The organism is Microbacterium sp. HM-570 (assembly GCF_054165885.1).
The window spans coordinates 793,710-806,275 of the sequence record NZ_CM135111.1 but is presented as its reverse complement, the minus strand read 5'-3'; the positions used below and the strand labels follow the sequence as shown (position 1 = coordinate 806,275).

At 67.9% G+C, this 12,566-nt stretch carries 12 protein-coding genes; 9 read left to right on the top strand and 3 right to left on the bottom strand.

Annotated elements, in window-relative coordinates; translation table 11 throughout:
- Positions 1 to 175 precede the first annotated feature (175 nt).
- The 7 genes from typA to ACT9TC_RS03745 all read left to right on the top strand — a co-directional run bounded on the left by typA (position 176) and on the right by ACT9TC_RS03745 (position 6,726).
- Positions 176 to 2,080 (top strand): translational GTPase TypA, encoded by a 1,905-nt coding sequence (typA, locus tag ACT9TC_RS03775; protein ID WP_458042096.1) that lies wholly within the window; start codon positions 176 to 178, stop codon positions 2,078 to 2,080.
- A 147-nt stretch (positions 2,081 to 2,227) separates the two neighbouring features.
- Positions 2,228 to 2,968 carry an AzlC family ABC transporter permease gene (locus ACT9TC_RS03770; RefSeq protein ID WP_458042095.1) on the top strand — a complete coding sequence of 247 codons (741 nt, stop codon included), beginning with the start codon at positions 2,228 to 2,230 and terminating at the stop codon, positions 2,966 to 2,968.
- Positions 2,965 to 3,279 carry an AzlD domain-containing protein gene (locus ACT9TC_RS03765; protein ID WP_458042094.1) on the top strand — a complete coding sequence of 105 codons (315 nt, stop codon included), beginning with the start codon at positions 2,965 to 2,967 and terminating at the stop codon, positions 3,277 to 3,279. The genes ACT9TC_RS03770 and ACT9TC_RS03765 overlap by 4 nt, the downstream gene beginning before the upstream one ends.
- Positions 3,280 to 3,310: 31 nt before the next feature.
- On the top strand, positions 3,311 to 3,724 hold the full coding sequence (locus ACT9TC_RS03760; protein WP_458042093.1) for a histidinol dehydrogenase: 414 nt from the start codon (positions 3,311 to 3,313) through the stop codon (positions 3,722 to 3,724).
- Positions 3,725 to 3,753: 29 nt separating this feature from the next.
- Positions 3,754 to 4,074: a ferredoxin gene (gene fdxA / locus ACT9TC_RS03755; RefSeq protein WP_036298533.1), complete on the top strand. Its 321-nt coding sequence runs from the start codon at positions 3,754 to 3,756 to the stop codon at positions 4,072 to 4,074.
- Between the two features lie 2 nt (positions 4,075 to 4,076).
- Positions 4,077 to 5,189, top strand: coding sequence for a succinyldiaminopimelate transaminase (gene dapC, locus ACT9TC_RS03750; protein WP_458042092.1), 1,113 nt, complete (start codon positions 4,077 to 4,079; stop codon positions 5,187 to 5,189).
- Between the two features lie 199 nt (positions 5,190 to 5,388).
- Positions 5,389 to 6,726, top strand: a complete 1,338-nt coding sequence (locus ACT9TC_RS03745; RefSeq protein ID WP_458042091.1) for a citrate synthase — start codon at positions 5,389 to 5,391, stop codon at positions 6,724 to 6,726.
- Here the strand turns inward: ACT9TC_RS03745 and ppk2 are convergent, their stop codons facing one another.
- The 3 genes from ppk2 to dapD form a co-directional block, all read right to left on the bottom strand.
- Positions 6,727 to 7,533: a polyphosphate kinase 2 gene (ppk2, locus tag ACT9TC_RS03740; RefSeq protein ID WP_458042090.1), complete on the bottom strand. Its 807-nt coding sequence runs from the start codon at positions 7,531 to 7,533 to the stop codon at positions 6,727 to 6,729.
- A 134-nt stretch (positions 7,534 to 7,667) separates the two neighbouring features.
- Positions 7,668 to 9,014 (bottom strand): M15 family metallopeptidase, encoded by a 1,347-nt coding sequence (locus tag ACT9TC_RS03735; RefSeq protein WP_458042089.1) that lies wholly within the window; start codon positions 9,012 to 9,014, stop codon positions 7,668 to 7,670.
- Between the two features lie 222 nt (positions 9,015 to 9,236).
- Complete coding sequence (gene dapD / locus ACT9TC_RS03730) at positions 9,237 to 10,193, bottom strand: 2,3,4,5-tetrahydropyridine-2,6-dicarboxylate N-succinyltransferase (protein ID WP_458042088.1); 957 nt, start codon at positions 10,191 to 10,193, stop codon at positions 9,237 to 9,239.
- 64 nt (positions 10,194 to 10,257) lie between these two features.
- On the opposite strand from dapD, the gene dapE reads away from it, so the two are divergent.
- Together dapE and ACT9TC_RS03720 are read left to right on the top strand one after the other, a co-directional pair.
- Positions 10,258 to 11,331, top strand: coding sequence for a succinyl-diaminopimelate desuccinylase (dapE, locus tag ACT9TC_RS03725; RefSeq protein WP_458042087.1), 1,074 nt, complete (start codon positions 10,258 to 10,260; stop codon positions 11,329 to 11,331).
- Positions 11,328 to 12,563: a hypothetical protein gene (locus tag ACT9TC_RS03720; protein WP_458042086.1), complete on the top strand. Its 1,236-nt coding sequence runs from the start codon at positions 11,328 to 11,330 to the stop codon at positions 12,561 to 12,563. Before dapE ends, ACT9TC_RS03720 begins: the two co-directional genes overlap by 4 nt.
- Positions 12,564 to 12,566 lie beyond the last annotated feature (3 nt).

Here is a 12,566-nt window from a genome sequence, read left to right as displayed (position 1 = left end):
GGGGCACCCTCGCGGGAACAAAGAGGCACCCTCGCGCGGAGCCCAACAGGGCGCTCGCCGGGCTCACAGCCGCCTGCGATAGGCTCAGGGGGATTGGACCCTTCGACATCGGCTGTTGAGCCTGTCGAACACAGGGACCGTCTCTCACACTTCCCATCACTGCAAGGACCTTTTCATGGCGCGTGCCTTTCGTTCCGATCTCCGCAATGTCGCGATCGTCGCGCACGTCGACCACGGCAAGACCACCCTCGTCGACGCCATGCTCCGCCAGACCGGATCGTTCGGTTCGCACGAGCACACCGAAGAGCGCGCGATGGACTCGAACGACCTCGAGCGCGAAAAGGGCATCACGATCCTCGCGAAGAACACGGCGGTCACCTACAAGGGTGTGCATGCGACCGATGGTCCCGTCACGATCAACGTGATCGACACCCCGGGCCACGCCGACTTCGGCGGCGAGGTCGAGCGCGGCCTGTCCATGGTCGACGGTGTCGTGCTGCTGGTGGATGCCTCTGAAGGGCCCCTCCCGCAGACCCGGTTCGTGCTCCGCAAGGCACTCGAGGCCAAGCTCCCCGTCATCCTCTTGGTCAACAAGACCGACCGCCCCGACGCGCGTATCGCCGAGGTTGAAGAGGAGAGCCACGACCTGCTGCTCGGGCTCGCGTCCGACCTCGTCGACGACGTGCCCGACCTCGATGTCGATGCCCTGCTCGACGTGCCGGTGGTCTACGCCAGCGGTCGCGCGGGCGCTGCCTCGCTCAACCGTCCCGCCAACGGTGACCTGCCCGACAACGACGACCTCGAGCCCCTGTTCGGTGCGATCCTCGAGCACGTTCCGGCGCCGTCCTACGAGGACGACGCCCCGCTGCAGGCGTGGGTCACGAACCTCGACTCGAGCCCCTTCCTCGGCCGCCTCGCGCTGCTGCGCGTCTTCAACGGCACGCTGAAGAAGGGCCAGACGGTCGCGTGGGTGCGAGCGGATGGTTCGACCAGCAACGCTCGCATCACCGAGCTGTTCAAGACCCGCGCGCTCGAGCGCTACCCTGCCGACGACGCCGGTCCCGGCGACATCGTCGCTATCGCGGGCTTCCCCGACATCACGATCGGTGAGACGATCGCCGATCCCGACGACATCCGTCCCCTCCGGGCCATCACGGTCGACGACCCGGCGATCTCGATGACGATCGGCACCAACACCTCGCCGCTCGTCGGCAAGGTCAAGGGCCACAAGCTCACGGCGCGCATGGTCAAGGACCGCCTCGACCGCGAGCTGATCGGCAACGTCTCGCTCAAGGTCCTCGACATCGGACGCCCGGATGCCTGGGAGGTGCAGGGTCGCGGAGAGCTGGCCCTCGCCATCCTGGTCGAGAACATGCGCCGCGAAGGCTTCGAGCTCACCGTCGGTAAGCCCCAGGTGGTCACGAAGCAGGTCGACGGCAAGACGCACGAGCCGTTCGAGCACCTGACGATCGACGCACCCGAGGAGTACCTCGGCGCGATCACGCAGCTGCTCGCGACCCGCAAGGGCCGCATGGACAGCATGTCCAACCACGGCACCGGCTGGGTGCGGATGGAGTTCATCGTTCCCTCGCGCGGCCTGATCGGCTTCCGCACGGAGTTCCTGACCACGACCCGCGGCACGGGTATCGCGAACGCGATCTCGCACGGCTACGAGCCCTGGGCCGGTGCGATCGTCACGCGCCAGAACGGGTCGATCGTCTCCGACCGCTCGGGTGTCGTCACCCCCTTCGCGATCATTGCGCTGCAAGAGCGCATGTCGTTCTTCGTTCAGCCCACGCAAGAGGTCTACGAGGGCATGGTCGTCGGCGAGAACTCGCGTGCCGATGACATGGACGTCAACATCACGAAAGAGAAGAAGCTCACCAACATGCGTGCCGCGAGCTCCGACACCTTCGAGTCGATGACGCCGCCGCGCCTGCTGACGCTGGAAGAGAGCCTCGAGTTCGCCCGCGACGACGAATGCGTCGAGGTGACGCCCGAGATCGTCCGCATCCGCAAGGTTGCTCTCGACGCGAACGAGCGCGCCCGCGCCACGGCACGCCTCAAGCGCCAGGGCTGAGCTTCACCGCCTCCGGAGGATTTCGGCGCCGGGGGAGGGCGGCTGCATACGCAGAGTCCTCCTTTCGCGCCGAAGTCCTCTCGCCGCGGGCCACCGGGTCGTGATCGGACCGCGAGCGCGAACGCTCGACGCGGATACGCTCGGGGTATGCGTGCCCCCCCGGATCCCGAGGCCCGGCGTGCCCGCCGACAGGCGCTCGGGGTCGCGCTCGCGACCAGCGTCTACGGGGTTTCGTTCGGTGCGCTCTCGGTGGCGTCCGGGCTCGACGTCTGGCAGACGTGCGTGCTGAGCCTCGTGATGTTCACGGGCGGTTCGCAGTTCGCGTTCGTCGGCGTGATCGGGGCCGGCGGACTCGCGGCGGCGCCCGCGGCGATCGCCTCGGCCGCGCTGCTCGGGGTGCGCAACGTCGCGTACGGAATGCGGATGTCTCCGGTCATCGGCCGCGGAGTCCTCACCCGCGCCGGGGCAGCGCACTTCACGATCGACGAGTCGACCGCCGTCTCGCTGGCCCAGACCACGCCCCACGCCCGCACGCTCGGTTTCTGGCTGACGGGAATCGGGATATACCTCGGCTGGAACGTCACGACCTTGCTGGGAGCCCTGCTCGGCGATGTTCTCGGCGATCCGCGGGCCTACGGCCTCGACGCGGCGGCGGCCGCCGCTTTCCTCGCCCTTCTCTGGCCGCGTCTGCGGGGCCGACAGGCGATCGCGGTCGGTGCGGCTGCGGCCGTCGTCGCAACGGCCCTGACACCCGGTCTGATGCCCGGACTGCCGGTTTTGCTCGCGGCGATAGTTGCGATCGTCGTGGGCTGGTTCAACTGGCTCGGACGGAACGACCTGCCCCCGCCGGAGCCGCTCGACGTGGCCGAACGTGAGGGACTGCCATGACGCTCTGGACCGCGGTGCTGCTCGCATCCGTCATCTGTCTCGCCCTCAAAGCGGTCGGGTACCTCTTACCCGCGGCGTGGGTGCAGGCCCCCCGGCCCGCGCGAATCGCCGACCTGCTCACCGTCGCATTGCTCGCCGCCCTGGTCGCCGTGCAGACCCTCGGCGCGGGCCAGGCACTCGCCGTAGATGCGCGGGTGCCTGCCGTGCTCGTCGCCGGAGGTTTGCTCGCCATCCGCGCTCCCTTCCTGGTGGTGGTCGCGGCGGCAGCAGTGACGGCAGCCTTGCTGAGGCTCGCGGGCTGGGCCGTCTGAGCCCTGACTCAGGCGGGGTATCGTCGAGCCCATGCCGAAGTTCGTCTCACGTATCCCGACGTTGTTCATCGCCGCGCTCGCGGGCGCCGTATTCGGCGTCGTAGGCACGGTCGCCCACGCGGCGACGATCTGGGGCATTCCGGTCGGCCTCGTCTTGGGTATCGTCGGCGCCGCGGCGCTGATGCTCGCCATCCGTCTGCTCGCCGATCGGTGGGCCTCGGTCGCCGCCGGCGTGGGGATAACGCTGGCCGTCATCGTGTTCTCGGGGGAGGGGCCCGGCGGATCCGTCATCGCCCCCGCTGGCATGGCCGCGGTGGTGTGGACGGTCGCGTGTCCACTCGTCGCCGTGCTGATCGTGGCCTGGCCCGAGTTCCCGACGTCGACCCGGCCCGCCGCAGTCTCGGCGGTCGACGCGTCCGTCGACGGCGGCGCCGGCCGGATCTGAGGTCGTCCACGCCGACATAGACTGGTCGGGTGACCTACGTGATCGCCCTCCCGTGCGTCGATGTGAAGGACCGTGCCTGCATCGACGAATGCCCCGTCGACTGCATCTACGAGGGCGAACGATCGCTGTACATCCACCCGGACGAGTGCGTCGACTGCGGCGCCTGCGAGCCCGTGTGCCCGGTCGAGGCCATCTACTACGAAGATGATCTGCCCGCCGAGTGGAGCGACTACTACAAGGCCAACGTCGAGTTCTTCGACGACATCGGCTCGCCCGGTGGCGCGGCCAAGGTCGGTGTGATCCACAAGGATCACCCCGTCATCGAGGCGCTCCCTCCGCAGGAGCACTGAGCGTGGGGGTCCTGGGCCTCCCCGACTACCCGTGGGACCAGGTCGAGCCCTACGCGGCACGGGCACGGCAGCATCCGGATGGTATCGCCGACCTCTCGATCGGCTCACCGGTCGATCCCACGCCCGACATCATTCGTCGCGCGCTCTCCGACGCCACGGATGCGCACGCGTACCCGCAGACGGTCGGGACGCCCGCCCTTCGGGAGGCGATCGCCGAGTGGTTCGACCGCCGACGCGGTGTCGTCGGGCTCGAACTCCGCAACGTGCTGCCGACCATCGGCTCGAAAGAGCTCGTCGCGCTGCTGCCGACGCTCCTGGGGCTCGGCGAACGCGATGTGGTGATCCATCCGCGCGCCGCGTATCCGACGTACGAGATCGGCGCCCGCGTCGCTGGCGCGATTCCGTTCGCGTCGGACGAACCCGACGAGTGGCCCGCCGGGACGCGCCTCGTCTGGCTCAATTCGCCCGGCAACCCCGACGGCGGGGTGCTAAGTGTCGAGCAGCTCGCTCACGCTGTCGCCCGTGCCCGCGAACTCGGCGCCGTCATCGCGGGCGACGAGTGCTACGCCGAGCTGGGCTGGGCCGGCCCGTGGGTGAGCGAGCCCATCCCCAGCATTCTCGATCCCCGAGTCACGGGAGGCGATCCGACGGGCGTGCTGGCCGTGTACTCGCTCAGCAAACAGTCGAACCTCGCCGGATATCGCGCGGCATTCCTGGCGGGCGACCCCGATCTCATCGCGCGCCTCGCGAACGTCCGTAAGCACCTCGGGCTCATGCTGCCCGGTCCGGTGCAGGCGGCGATGCTCGTGGCCCTCGGCGACGACGCGCACGTCGCTGCCCAGAAGGAGCTGTATCGCGCCCGCCGTGCCGCACTGAAGCCGGCGCTCGAGGCAGCCGGGTTCACGATCGACCGCAGCGAGGCCGGTCTCTACCTCTGGGCCACCGCGGGGCTCGACGCGTGGGACAGCATGGGGCGACTGGCTGATCTCGGCATCCTCGCGGGCCCAGGCGTCTTCTATGGCGAGCACTTTCCGCAACACGTGCGGCTCTCGCTCACCGCGACGGACGAGCGCATCGCCAGCGCGGCTTCTCGGCTCCGCTCGACTGTTTCGTAGACATCCACCACTGAATCCGCCGACGGTTTGGGTAGTTCGATAGTAGGCGCGGTGGCGCACTAGGCTGTAACGACGCGGATGTCTGGGGCCCATCAGCCTCGACGCCGCCGTTCCGGTCGCCGCTCCATCAGCGTCGCACCGAACGAAAGCCGCCCGCCGCGGCTGAACCCCCAGACGACGACAATCGCAAGGAGGCGCCGTGAGCAACGATGTCAATGAAGACGCCACGCAGAACGAATCGGGCACGACGGAAGCACCGCAGCCCACGAAGGCGTTCTTGACCATCGCTGATCGAACGGCGGAATTCCCCGTCCTGCAGGCGAGCGACGGCACGCCGAGTGTCGACATCTCGACCTTCATGCGCCAGACCGGGCACACCACCCTCGACTACGGCTTCGTGAATACCGCCGCCACCAAGTCGGCCATCACGTTCATCGACGGTGACAAGGGGATCCTGCGCTATCGCGGCTACCCGATCGAGCAGCTTGCGGGCAACTCCAGCTACCTCGAGATCGCGTGGCTGCTCATCTACGGTGAGCTGCCGAGCGCGGACGAACTCGCGGCGTTCGATGACCGCATCCGTCATCACACCCTGCTGCACGAAGACCTCAAGCGCTTCTTCTCGGCGCTGCCGCACACGGCACACCCGATGTCGGTTCTGTCGTCGGCGGTGTCGGCTCTCTCGACGTACTACGAGGGCGAGTCCGACCCCAACAACCCCGAGCACATCGAGCTCAACACGATCCGGATGCTGGCCAAGCTTCCCGTGATCGCGGCCTACGCGCACAAGAAGAGCGTCGGCCAGGCCTTCCTGTACCCCGACAACACGCTGAGCTTCGTCGACAACTTCCTGAAGCTCAACTTCGGTGTTCTGAGCGAGATCTACGAGCCGAACCCCGTCATGTCGCGGGCGCTCGAGCGCCTGCTGATCCTGCACGAAGACCACGAGCAGAACGCGTCGACCTCGACGGTGCGCCTGGTCGGATCGACCGGAGCGAACCAGTTCTCGTCGATCTCGGCGGGCATCAACGCACTGTACGGGCCGCTGCACGGCGGCGCGAACGAGGCCGTGCTCGACATGCTTGCGCGGATCCGCGACTCGGGCGAGAGCGTCGCGCGATTCGTCGAGCGGGTCAAGAACAAAGAAGACGGGGTCAAGCTCATGGGCTTCGGTCACCGCGTCTACAAGAACTACGACCCGCGGGCCAAGCTCGTCAAGGAATCGGCGGACGAGGTGCTCGAGGCGCTCGGCGTCAGCGACCCGCTGCTGGATCTCGCCAAGGAGCTCGAAGAGTTGGCGCTCAGCGACGACTACTTCAAGGAGCGTCGCCTCTACCCGAACGTCGACTTCTACACCGGCGTGATCTACAAAGCGATGGGCTTCCCGACCCGCATGTTCACGGTGCTGTTCGCGATCGGTCGTCTGCCGGGCTGGCTCGCGCACTGGCGCGAGATGCAGCTCGACCCGCAGACGAAGATCGGCCGCCCGCAGCAGCTGTACACGGGTGCGCCCGAGCGCAACTACCCAGGCGTCTGATCAGCCCTCGCGGGAGATGACCTCGGCGGCGTAGTCGGGCACGACATTGTCGTCGTCCCGCGGCGGTCGCTCGTAGCCACCCGACGCCGGGCGCTCCGGGATCACGATGTCCTCGCGCGAGACGGGCTCGGACGGAATCTGCGACAGCAGGTGCGCGATCATGTTGACACGCCCGCGCCGCTTGTCCTCGTTGTCGACCTCGAACCACGGCGACTCCGGGATGTCGGTGTGGACGAACATCGTGTCCTTGGCCCGCGAGTAGTCCTCCCACTTGGTGATGGATGAGACATCGTTCGGGCTCAGCTTCCAGCGGCGCATCGGGTCGCTGGCGCGGTCGTGGAACCGGCGTTCCTGTTCGATATCCGACACCGAGAACCAGTACTTGAGCAGGATGATGCCGTCCTCCACGAGCATCCGCTCGAAGATCGGTGCTTGATGAAGGAACCGGTGGTATTCGGCGTTCGTGCAGTAACCCATCACGTGTTCTACGCCCGCGCGGTTGTACCAGGACCGATCCATCAGGACGATCTCGCCGGCCGCCGGCAGATGCGCGACGTAGCGCTGGAAGTACCAGCTCGTCTTCTCTCGCTCGGTCGGCGTGGGCAGCGCGACGATGCGCGTGACACGCGGATTGAGGTACTCGGAGACACGCTTGATCGTCGAGCCTTTGCCCGCAGCATCCCGCCCCTCGAAGACCACGACGATGCGCGCTCCCGTTGCCTGCACCCAGGCCTGCATGTCGACCAGGCGCGCCTGCAGGGCTTTCAGTTCGCTCTTGTACAGGGCCTTCGGCATCCGCTTGCTCATGGCGCCACCCTACGCGCGCGGCGCTTCGGGCGCGCCCTTCGACAGGCACAGGGACCGTCGCTGTGGCCGCTCAGGACCGTCACCGAAAGGGCCCTCCCGGTTGCTGAGCCTGTGAGAGAGATATGCCCGACCCGTCATCCCGCGTACTGCGACGACACTCCGAGATACTCCTCCAGCGAGAGTCCGCTGGCGTAGATGTCGGATGCGGCAGCGCCGACATACCGCAGGTGCCACGGTTCCCAGATGTACCCGGTGATGCCCTCTTTGCCCGGAGGGTAACGAACGATGAAGCCGAAGCGGTGCGCGTTGTCTCGCACCCACACCCCCTCGCCGGTGTATCCGAAAGCTTCACTGATCGAGTTGAGGTCGAACGCCAGACCCGACTGATGTTCGCTGTGCCCCGGTCGCGCCGAGTGTCGATCCGCTCCCGCGACGCCCTCGCGAGCAACGAAGCGGCCATAGAGAGACTGCTGCGTCGCGTAGGAGCGGTACCCGCTCGAAATGACCAGCCGCAAACCGAGCCCCGCTGCCTCGGCGCGCATCGCTTCGAACGCGTTTCGTGTCTCTGCCGTCAGCCCGCCGCCGAAGCACGGCGGAATCGCGTAGGACTTGTTGACGACCAGGATCCCGCGGATGTACGTGGGTGTCGGGCCGTCCGTGCACGATGCGCGCTGCCCGCCCGCACTCGTCGCGGCACGAGCGGCTGCTGCCGCAGCCGCCGCCGCAGCGCGCTTCGCGGTCTCGGCATCGTGCGAAGCGACGGCGGCCTGCCACGATTCTTGATAAGACCGGAGCGCCGCCACGAACTCGGTCGGAGCCGCGGATTCTAGGGCTGCGACGGCTGTGGCATAGGCTGCGGCGGCTTCGGGCGCCGTGAGTTCGGGCACCGCCGTCGCCGCACCGTATGCGTGCGCGGAGGTCACGATGGCCTCCGCGGCTTTTCGCACCCCGGTGAGCTCTGCGCTGAGGGCCGCCGATTCGGCACGAAGAGTATCGACGTCGTCCCACGTGTCGATCGCCTCGGCGTGCATGTCGGCCGCCTGTCGGTAGCGAGCGTCTCGATCATGTGGCGGCACGGGCACGGAGGACGCTGCAGAGTTGGAGCTCACCGACATCGACACGGTGGCGGTTCCATCGACAGCTACAGTCAGACCGGCATGAGCGACGAGCGATTCGAGCGCCGTGAGAGCCGCGTCGCGGGTCGTGGCATCAGACAACAGGGCGGGGTCGGCGACATCGACGACGCTTCGCGCCGAGGCGTAGACATCCGTTGCGGTCTTTTTCATTCGCGCGGAGCGAGCCACTTCGGATGCGAGAGTGTCTCGCGCGTCAATGAGGTCATTGCGCGCGGTGTTGAATGCGCCGAGCGCGGTCAGGTCGGCGCGTCCGTTGGCGCTGACGAACCCGGCTCCGACGACGACCGAGACTGCGGCCGCGAGGAGCAGCAGCGCCGCACTCGCACGCGCTCGGGAAGATGCCACGCGATGCTCCTCACTTCGCTGCTACCGACCATCGGTGACGCATCGAAAAACGTAGCCATTGGTTTCCCATGGGCGACGACCGCCCACCACGCGATAATTCTGGCACGCCGTCGCGGCGTGTGTCATGTCGCAGATCGGGGGCCGGACTCTTCGACAGGCTCAGGGACCGTGGCTGTGGCTCAGGGACCGTCGCTGTGGCTCGCAGGGCGGCCGCGGGAGGGGTCAGGCGTGCAGAGCCTCGTTCAGCGTCACGCCGACGCCCGCGCGACGCAACGCCTCGACAGCACCCGAGACGGAGTTGCGTCGGAACAGGATGCCGTCGCTGCCCGAGAGCTCGGCGGCCTTGACCACGGGTACGGTGCCGTCGGCCCTAGGCGCGGCATCGACGAGCGCGACCTTGGTCCCGGCGGTCACGTAAAGTCCGGCCTCGACGACGCAGTCGTCACCGAGCGAGATGCCCACCCCCGCATTCGCACCGAGCAGGGTGCGTGCGCCGATCGCGATGCGATGCGTGCCGCCGCCCGACAGTGTGCCCATGATGGACGCGCCGCCGCCGATGTCGCTGCCGTCGCCGATGACGACGCCCTGCGAAACGCGTCCCTCGATCATCGATGATCCGAGCGTGCCCGCATTGAAGTTGACGAAGCCCTCGTGCATGACCGTCGTGCCAGGAGAGAGGTACGCGCCCAGGCGCACGCGCGAGGCATCCGCGATCCGCACGCCGACGGGAGTCACGTAGTCGGTCAGGCGCGGGAACTTATCGAGCGAGCCCACCTGGATGCCATCGCGCAGCAGCAGGGGACGCAGTCGGGTGGCATCATCCGGATGCATCGGGCCAGCGTTCGTCCACGCCACCACGGGCAGGTGCCCGAAGATCCCGTCGAGGTTGACCTCGTTCGGCGCCGCCAAGAGATGCGAGAGCACGTGCAGACGCAAGTAGGCGTCGGAGGTCGATGCGGGAGGTGCATCGAGGTCGATCTCGACCGTCACGGCCTCGACCGTGACGCCGCGGCGGTCGTCGGGGGCCGCCAGGCGGTCGACGTTGTCGTCCGCGATCGCCGCATCGCGCCCGGTCGGCACACGTCCGAGTTGCGGGTTCGGGTACCAGGTGTCGAGCACCGTCCCATTGCTCGACATCGTGGCGAGTCCCTCGCCCCACACCCACCGCTCGCTAGTCATGCCTCCCACGCTACCGAATCGCGCGGGCCCGGGGCGGCCACGACAGCGCCGGTACACTCGGGGGATGCCGCAGCTCGACCTGTCCGTATCGCCCGTCGAGCTCACCCGGGTGCTCTGTGACATCCCGAGCGTCTCGGGGGATGAGACCCCCCTCGCGGACGCGATCCATGCCGCGGTGTCGGCATTGCCGCACCTCGAGGTGTTCCGCGACGGTGACACGATCGTGGCACGCACCATGCTCGGCCGGGACCAGCGGGTCGTGATCGCGGGCCATATCGACACGGTGCCGATCAACGACAACCTGCCGACGCGCGATGTGGTGGTTGATGGTGTGGAGTGCATCTGGGGGCGCGGCACGGTCGACATGAAGGCCGGCGTGGCGGTGCAACTCGTGCTCGCCGCCGAGCTGGCCGAACCCCGGGTCGACATCACCTGGATGTGGTACGACCACGAGGAAGTCGATTCGAGCCTCAACGGACTCAATCGGCTCTCGCGCAGCCGGCCGGATCTCTTTCAGGCGGACTTCGCGATCCTCGGGGAGCCGTCCGAGGGAGAGGTCGAGGGTGGATGCAACGGCACCCTCCGGGCGATCGTCCGTACCTACGGCATGCGGGCGCATTCGGCGCGTTCGTGGATCGGCGAGAACGCGATCCATCAGGCCGCTCCGATCCTCGAACGGCTCTCTCGTTATCGAGCGCAGACGATCGCGGTGGAAGGGCTCGACTACCGGGAGGGGCTGAACGCCGTCTCGATCTCGGGAGGGATCGCCGGCAACGTGATCCCCGATCTCTGCGAGGTCGTGGTGAACTTCCGGTTCGCCCCGAGCCGTTCCGAACTCGAGGCAGAACAGCACGTTCGTGCTGTATTCGAGGGTTTCGAGGTCGAGATCGTCGACCTCGCGCCGGGCGCACGCCCGGGACTCGACGCCCCGCTCGCCCGGGAGTTCGTCGCGGCCGTCGGCGCCGAACCGCGACCGAAATACGGGTGGACGGATGTCGCGCGTTTCTCCGCGCTCGGGGTGCCCGCCGTCAACTACGGCCCCGGTGACCCGCACCTCGCGCACCACGACGAGGAGCGGGTGTCGATCGCCCAGATCGAGTCTGTGGCGCGCGGTTTGCGGGCGTGGCTGACGGCGTGAGCGGGCGCGAGGCCCCCGACCCCGACGAAGACGCACTGCTGCTACGCCCGCCGCGAGGGCCGGGGGTGGTCGTCTGGGTCGCGCTGATCTACCTGGCCGCGCGGCTGGTCACAACGGGTCTGATGCTGCTCGCGTCCGCGATGTCGGGCCCGGATTCGCGCTTCGGGACGGGCCCGGGACTCGGGGCCTTCGTCATCGGGTGGGATGCCCAGTGGTACTGGCTGATCGCGGTCAGTGGCTACCCGGCGCAGCTCCCGCTGACCGACACGGGCGCCGTCGCCGAGAACGCCTGGGCCTTCATGCCGATCTACGCCTTCCTCTCGAATGTGGTCGGCATCCCTTTCGGCTACTGGGGGGCGGGCGCGTTCCTCGTTGCGATCGCGGCCGGCTTCGGCTGCTGCCTGGTGTTGTTCCAGATGACGCGCGGGCGCATCGGTGACACCACCGCGCTGTGGTCGGTCGCCCTGTTCGCGTCCGCGCCCCTGGCGGCCCTGTTCCAGGTCGCGTACGCCGAGTCGCTGTTCCTGCTGTGGCTGCTCCTGTCGATCTGGTGCGTGCAGCGACGGCGCTACGGATGGCTCTATGCGCTGATCCCGCTCATGGCCTTCACCCGACCGGGGGTGCTCGCGTTCGCGCTCTTCCTCGGACTGTTCGGTCTCTGGCGGTGGTTTCGGCGCGACCGTGAGCCGCTCCGCAGGATCGAGATCACGCACATCCTGGCGCTCGGAGCCCTGGCCGTTCTGACCGGCTTCGCGTGGCAGGTCATCGTCGCGATCGTGACGGGGAACCCAGGCGGATATCTGGCGACGGAGTTGGCCTGGCGGCGCAACTGGGTCGCGGACGGGGGAGTGTTCATCCCCTTCCACGGCTGGTTCGCGGGTGCCGAGTTCTGGCTGCGGTCGTGGGGGGCGCCCGCGGGAGTCGGGATCGTCGCGGCGGTCGTGCTGATGCTCGGTGCGACCGCGCTGCTGTTGTTCGAGCCGCACGTGCGGCGTCTCGGGGTCGAGGTGCGGCTGTGGGCGGCGAGCTACCTGGTCTACCTGTTTGCGGTGTTCTTCCCCCAGTCGAGCGTCTTCCGGCTGCTGTTTCCGCTCTCGCCGCTCTGGGGCGCGGTCGCTGCCCCACGCTCGATCATCTGGCGGATCGGAGCGCTCGCCGTGTGCCTCGTGGGGCAATGGTGGTGGATCTGGAACATGTATGGGCTGGCAAACATGTACTGGCAGGTCCCCTGATAT

Excerpts from the sequence above, each read along its gene's own strand:
- dapE (WP_458042087.1), top strand. The coding sequence starts at position 10,258 with ATGCCGCAGCTCGACCTGTCCGTATCGCCCGTCGAGCTCACCCGGGTG.
- ACT9TC_RS03770 (WP_458042095.1), top strand. The coding sequence starts at position 2,228 with ATGCGTGCCCCCCCGGATCCCGAGGCCCGGCGTGCCCGCCGACAGGCG.
- dapD (WP_458042088.1), bottom strand. The coding sequence starts at position 10,193 with ATGACTAGCGAGCGGTGGGTGTGGGGCGAGGGACTCGCCACGATGTCG.
- ppk2 (WP_458042090.1), bottom strand. The coding sequence starts at position 7,533 with ATGAGCAAGCGGATGCCGAAGGCCCTGTACAAGAGCGAACTGAAAGCC.
- ACT9TC_RS03765 (WP_458042094.1), top strand. The coding sequence starts at position 2,965 with ATGACGCTCTGGACCGCGGTGCTGCTCGCATCCGTCATCTGTCTCGCC.
- ACT9TC_RS03760 (WP_458042093.1), top strand. The coding sequence starts at position 3,311 with ATGCCGAAGTTCGTCTCACGTATCCCGACGTTGTTCATCGCCGCGCTC.
- typA (WP_458042096.1), top strand. The coding sequence starts at position 176 with ATGGCGCGTGCCTTTCGTTCCGATCTCCGCAATGTCGCGATCGTCGCG.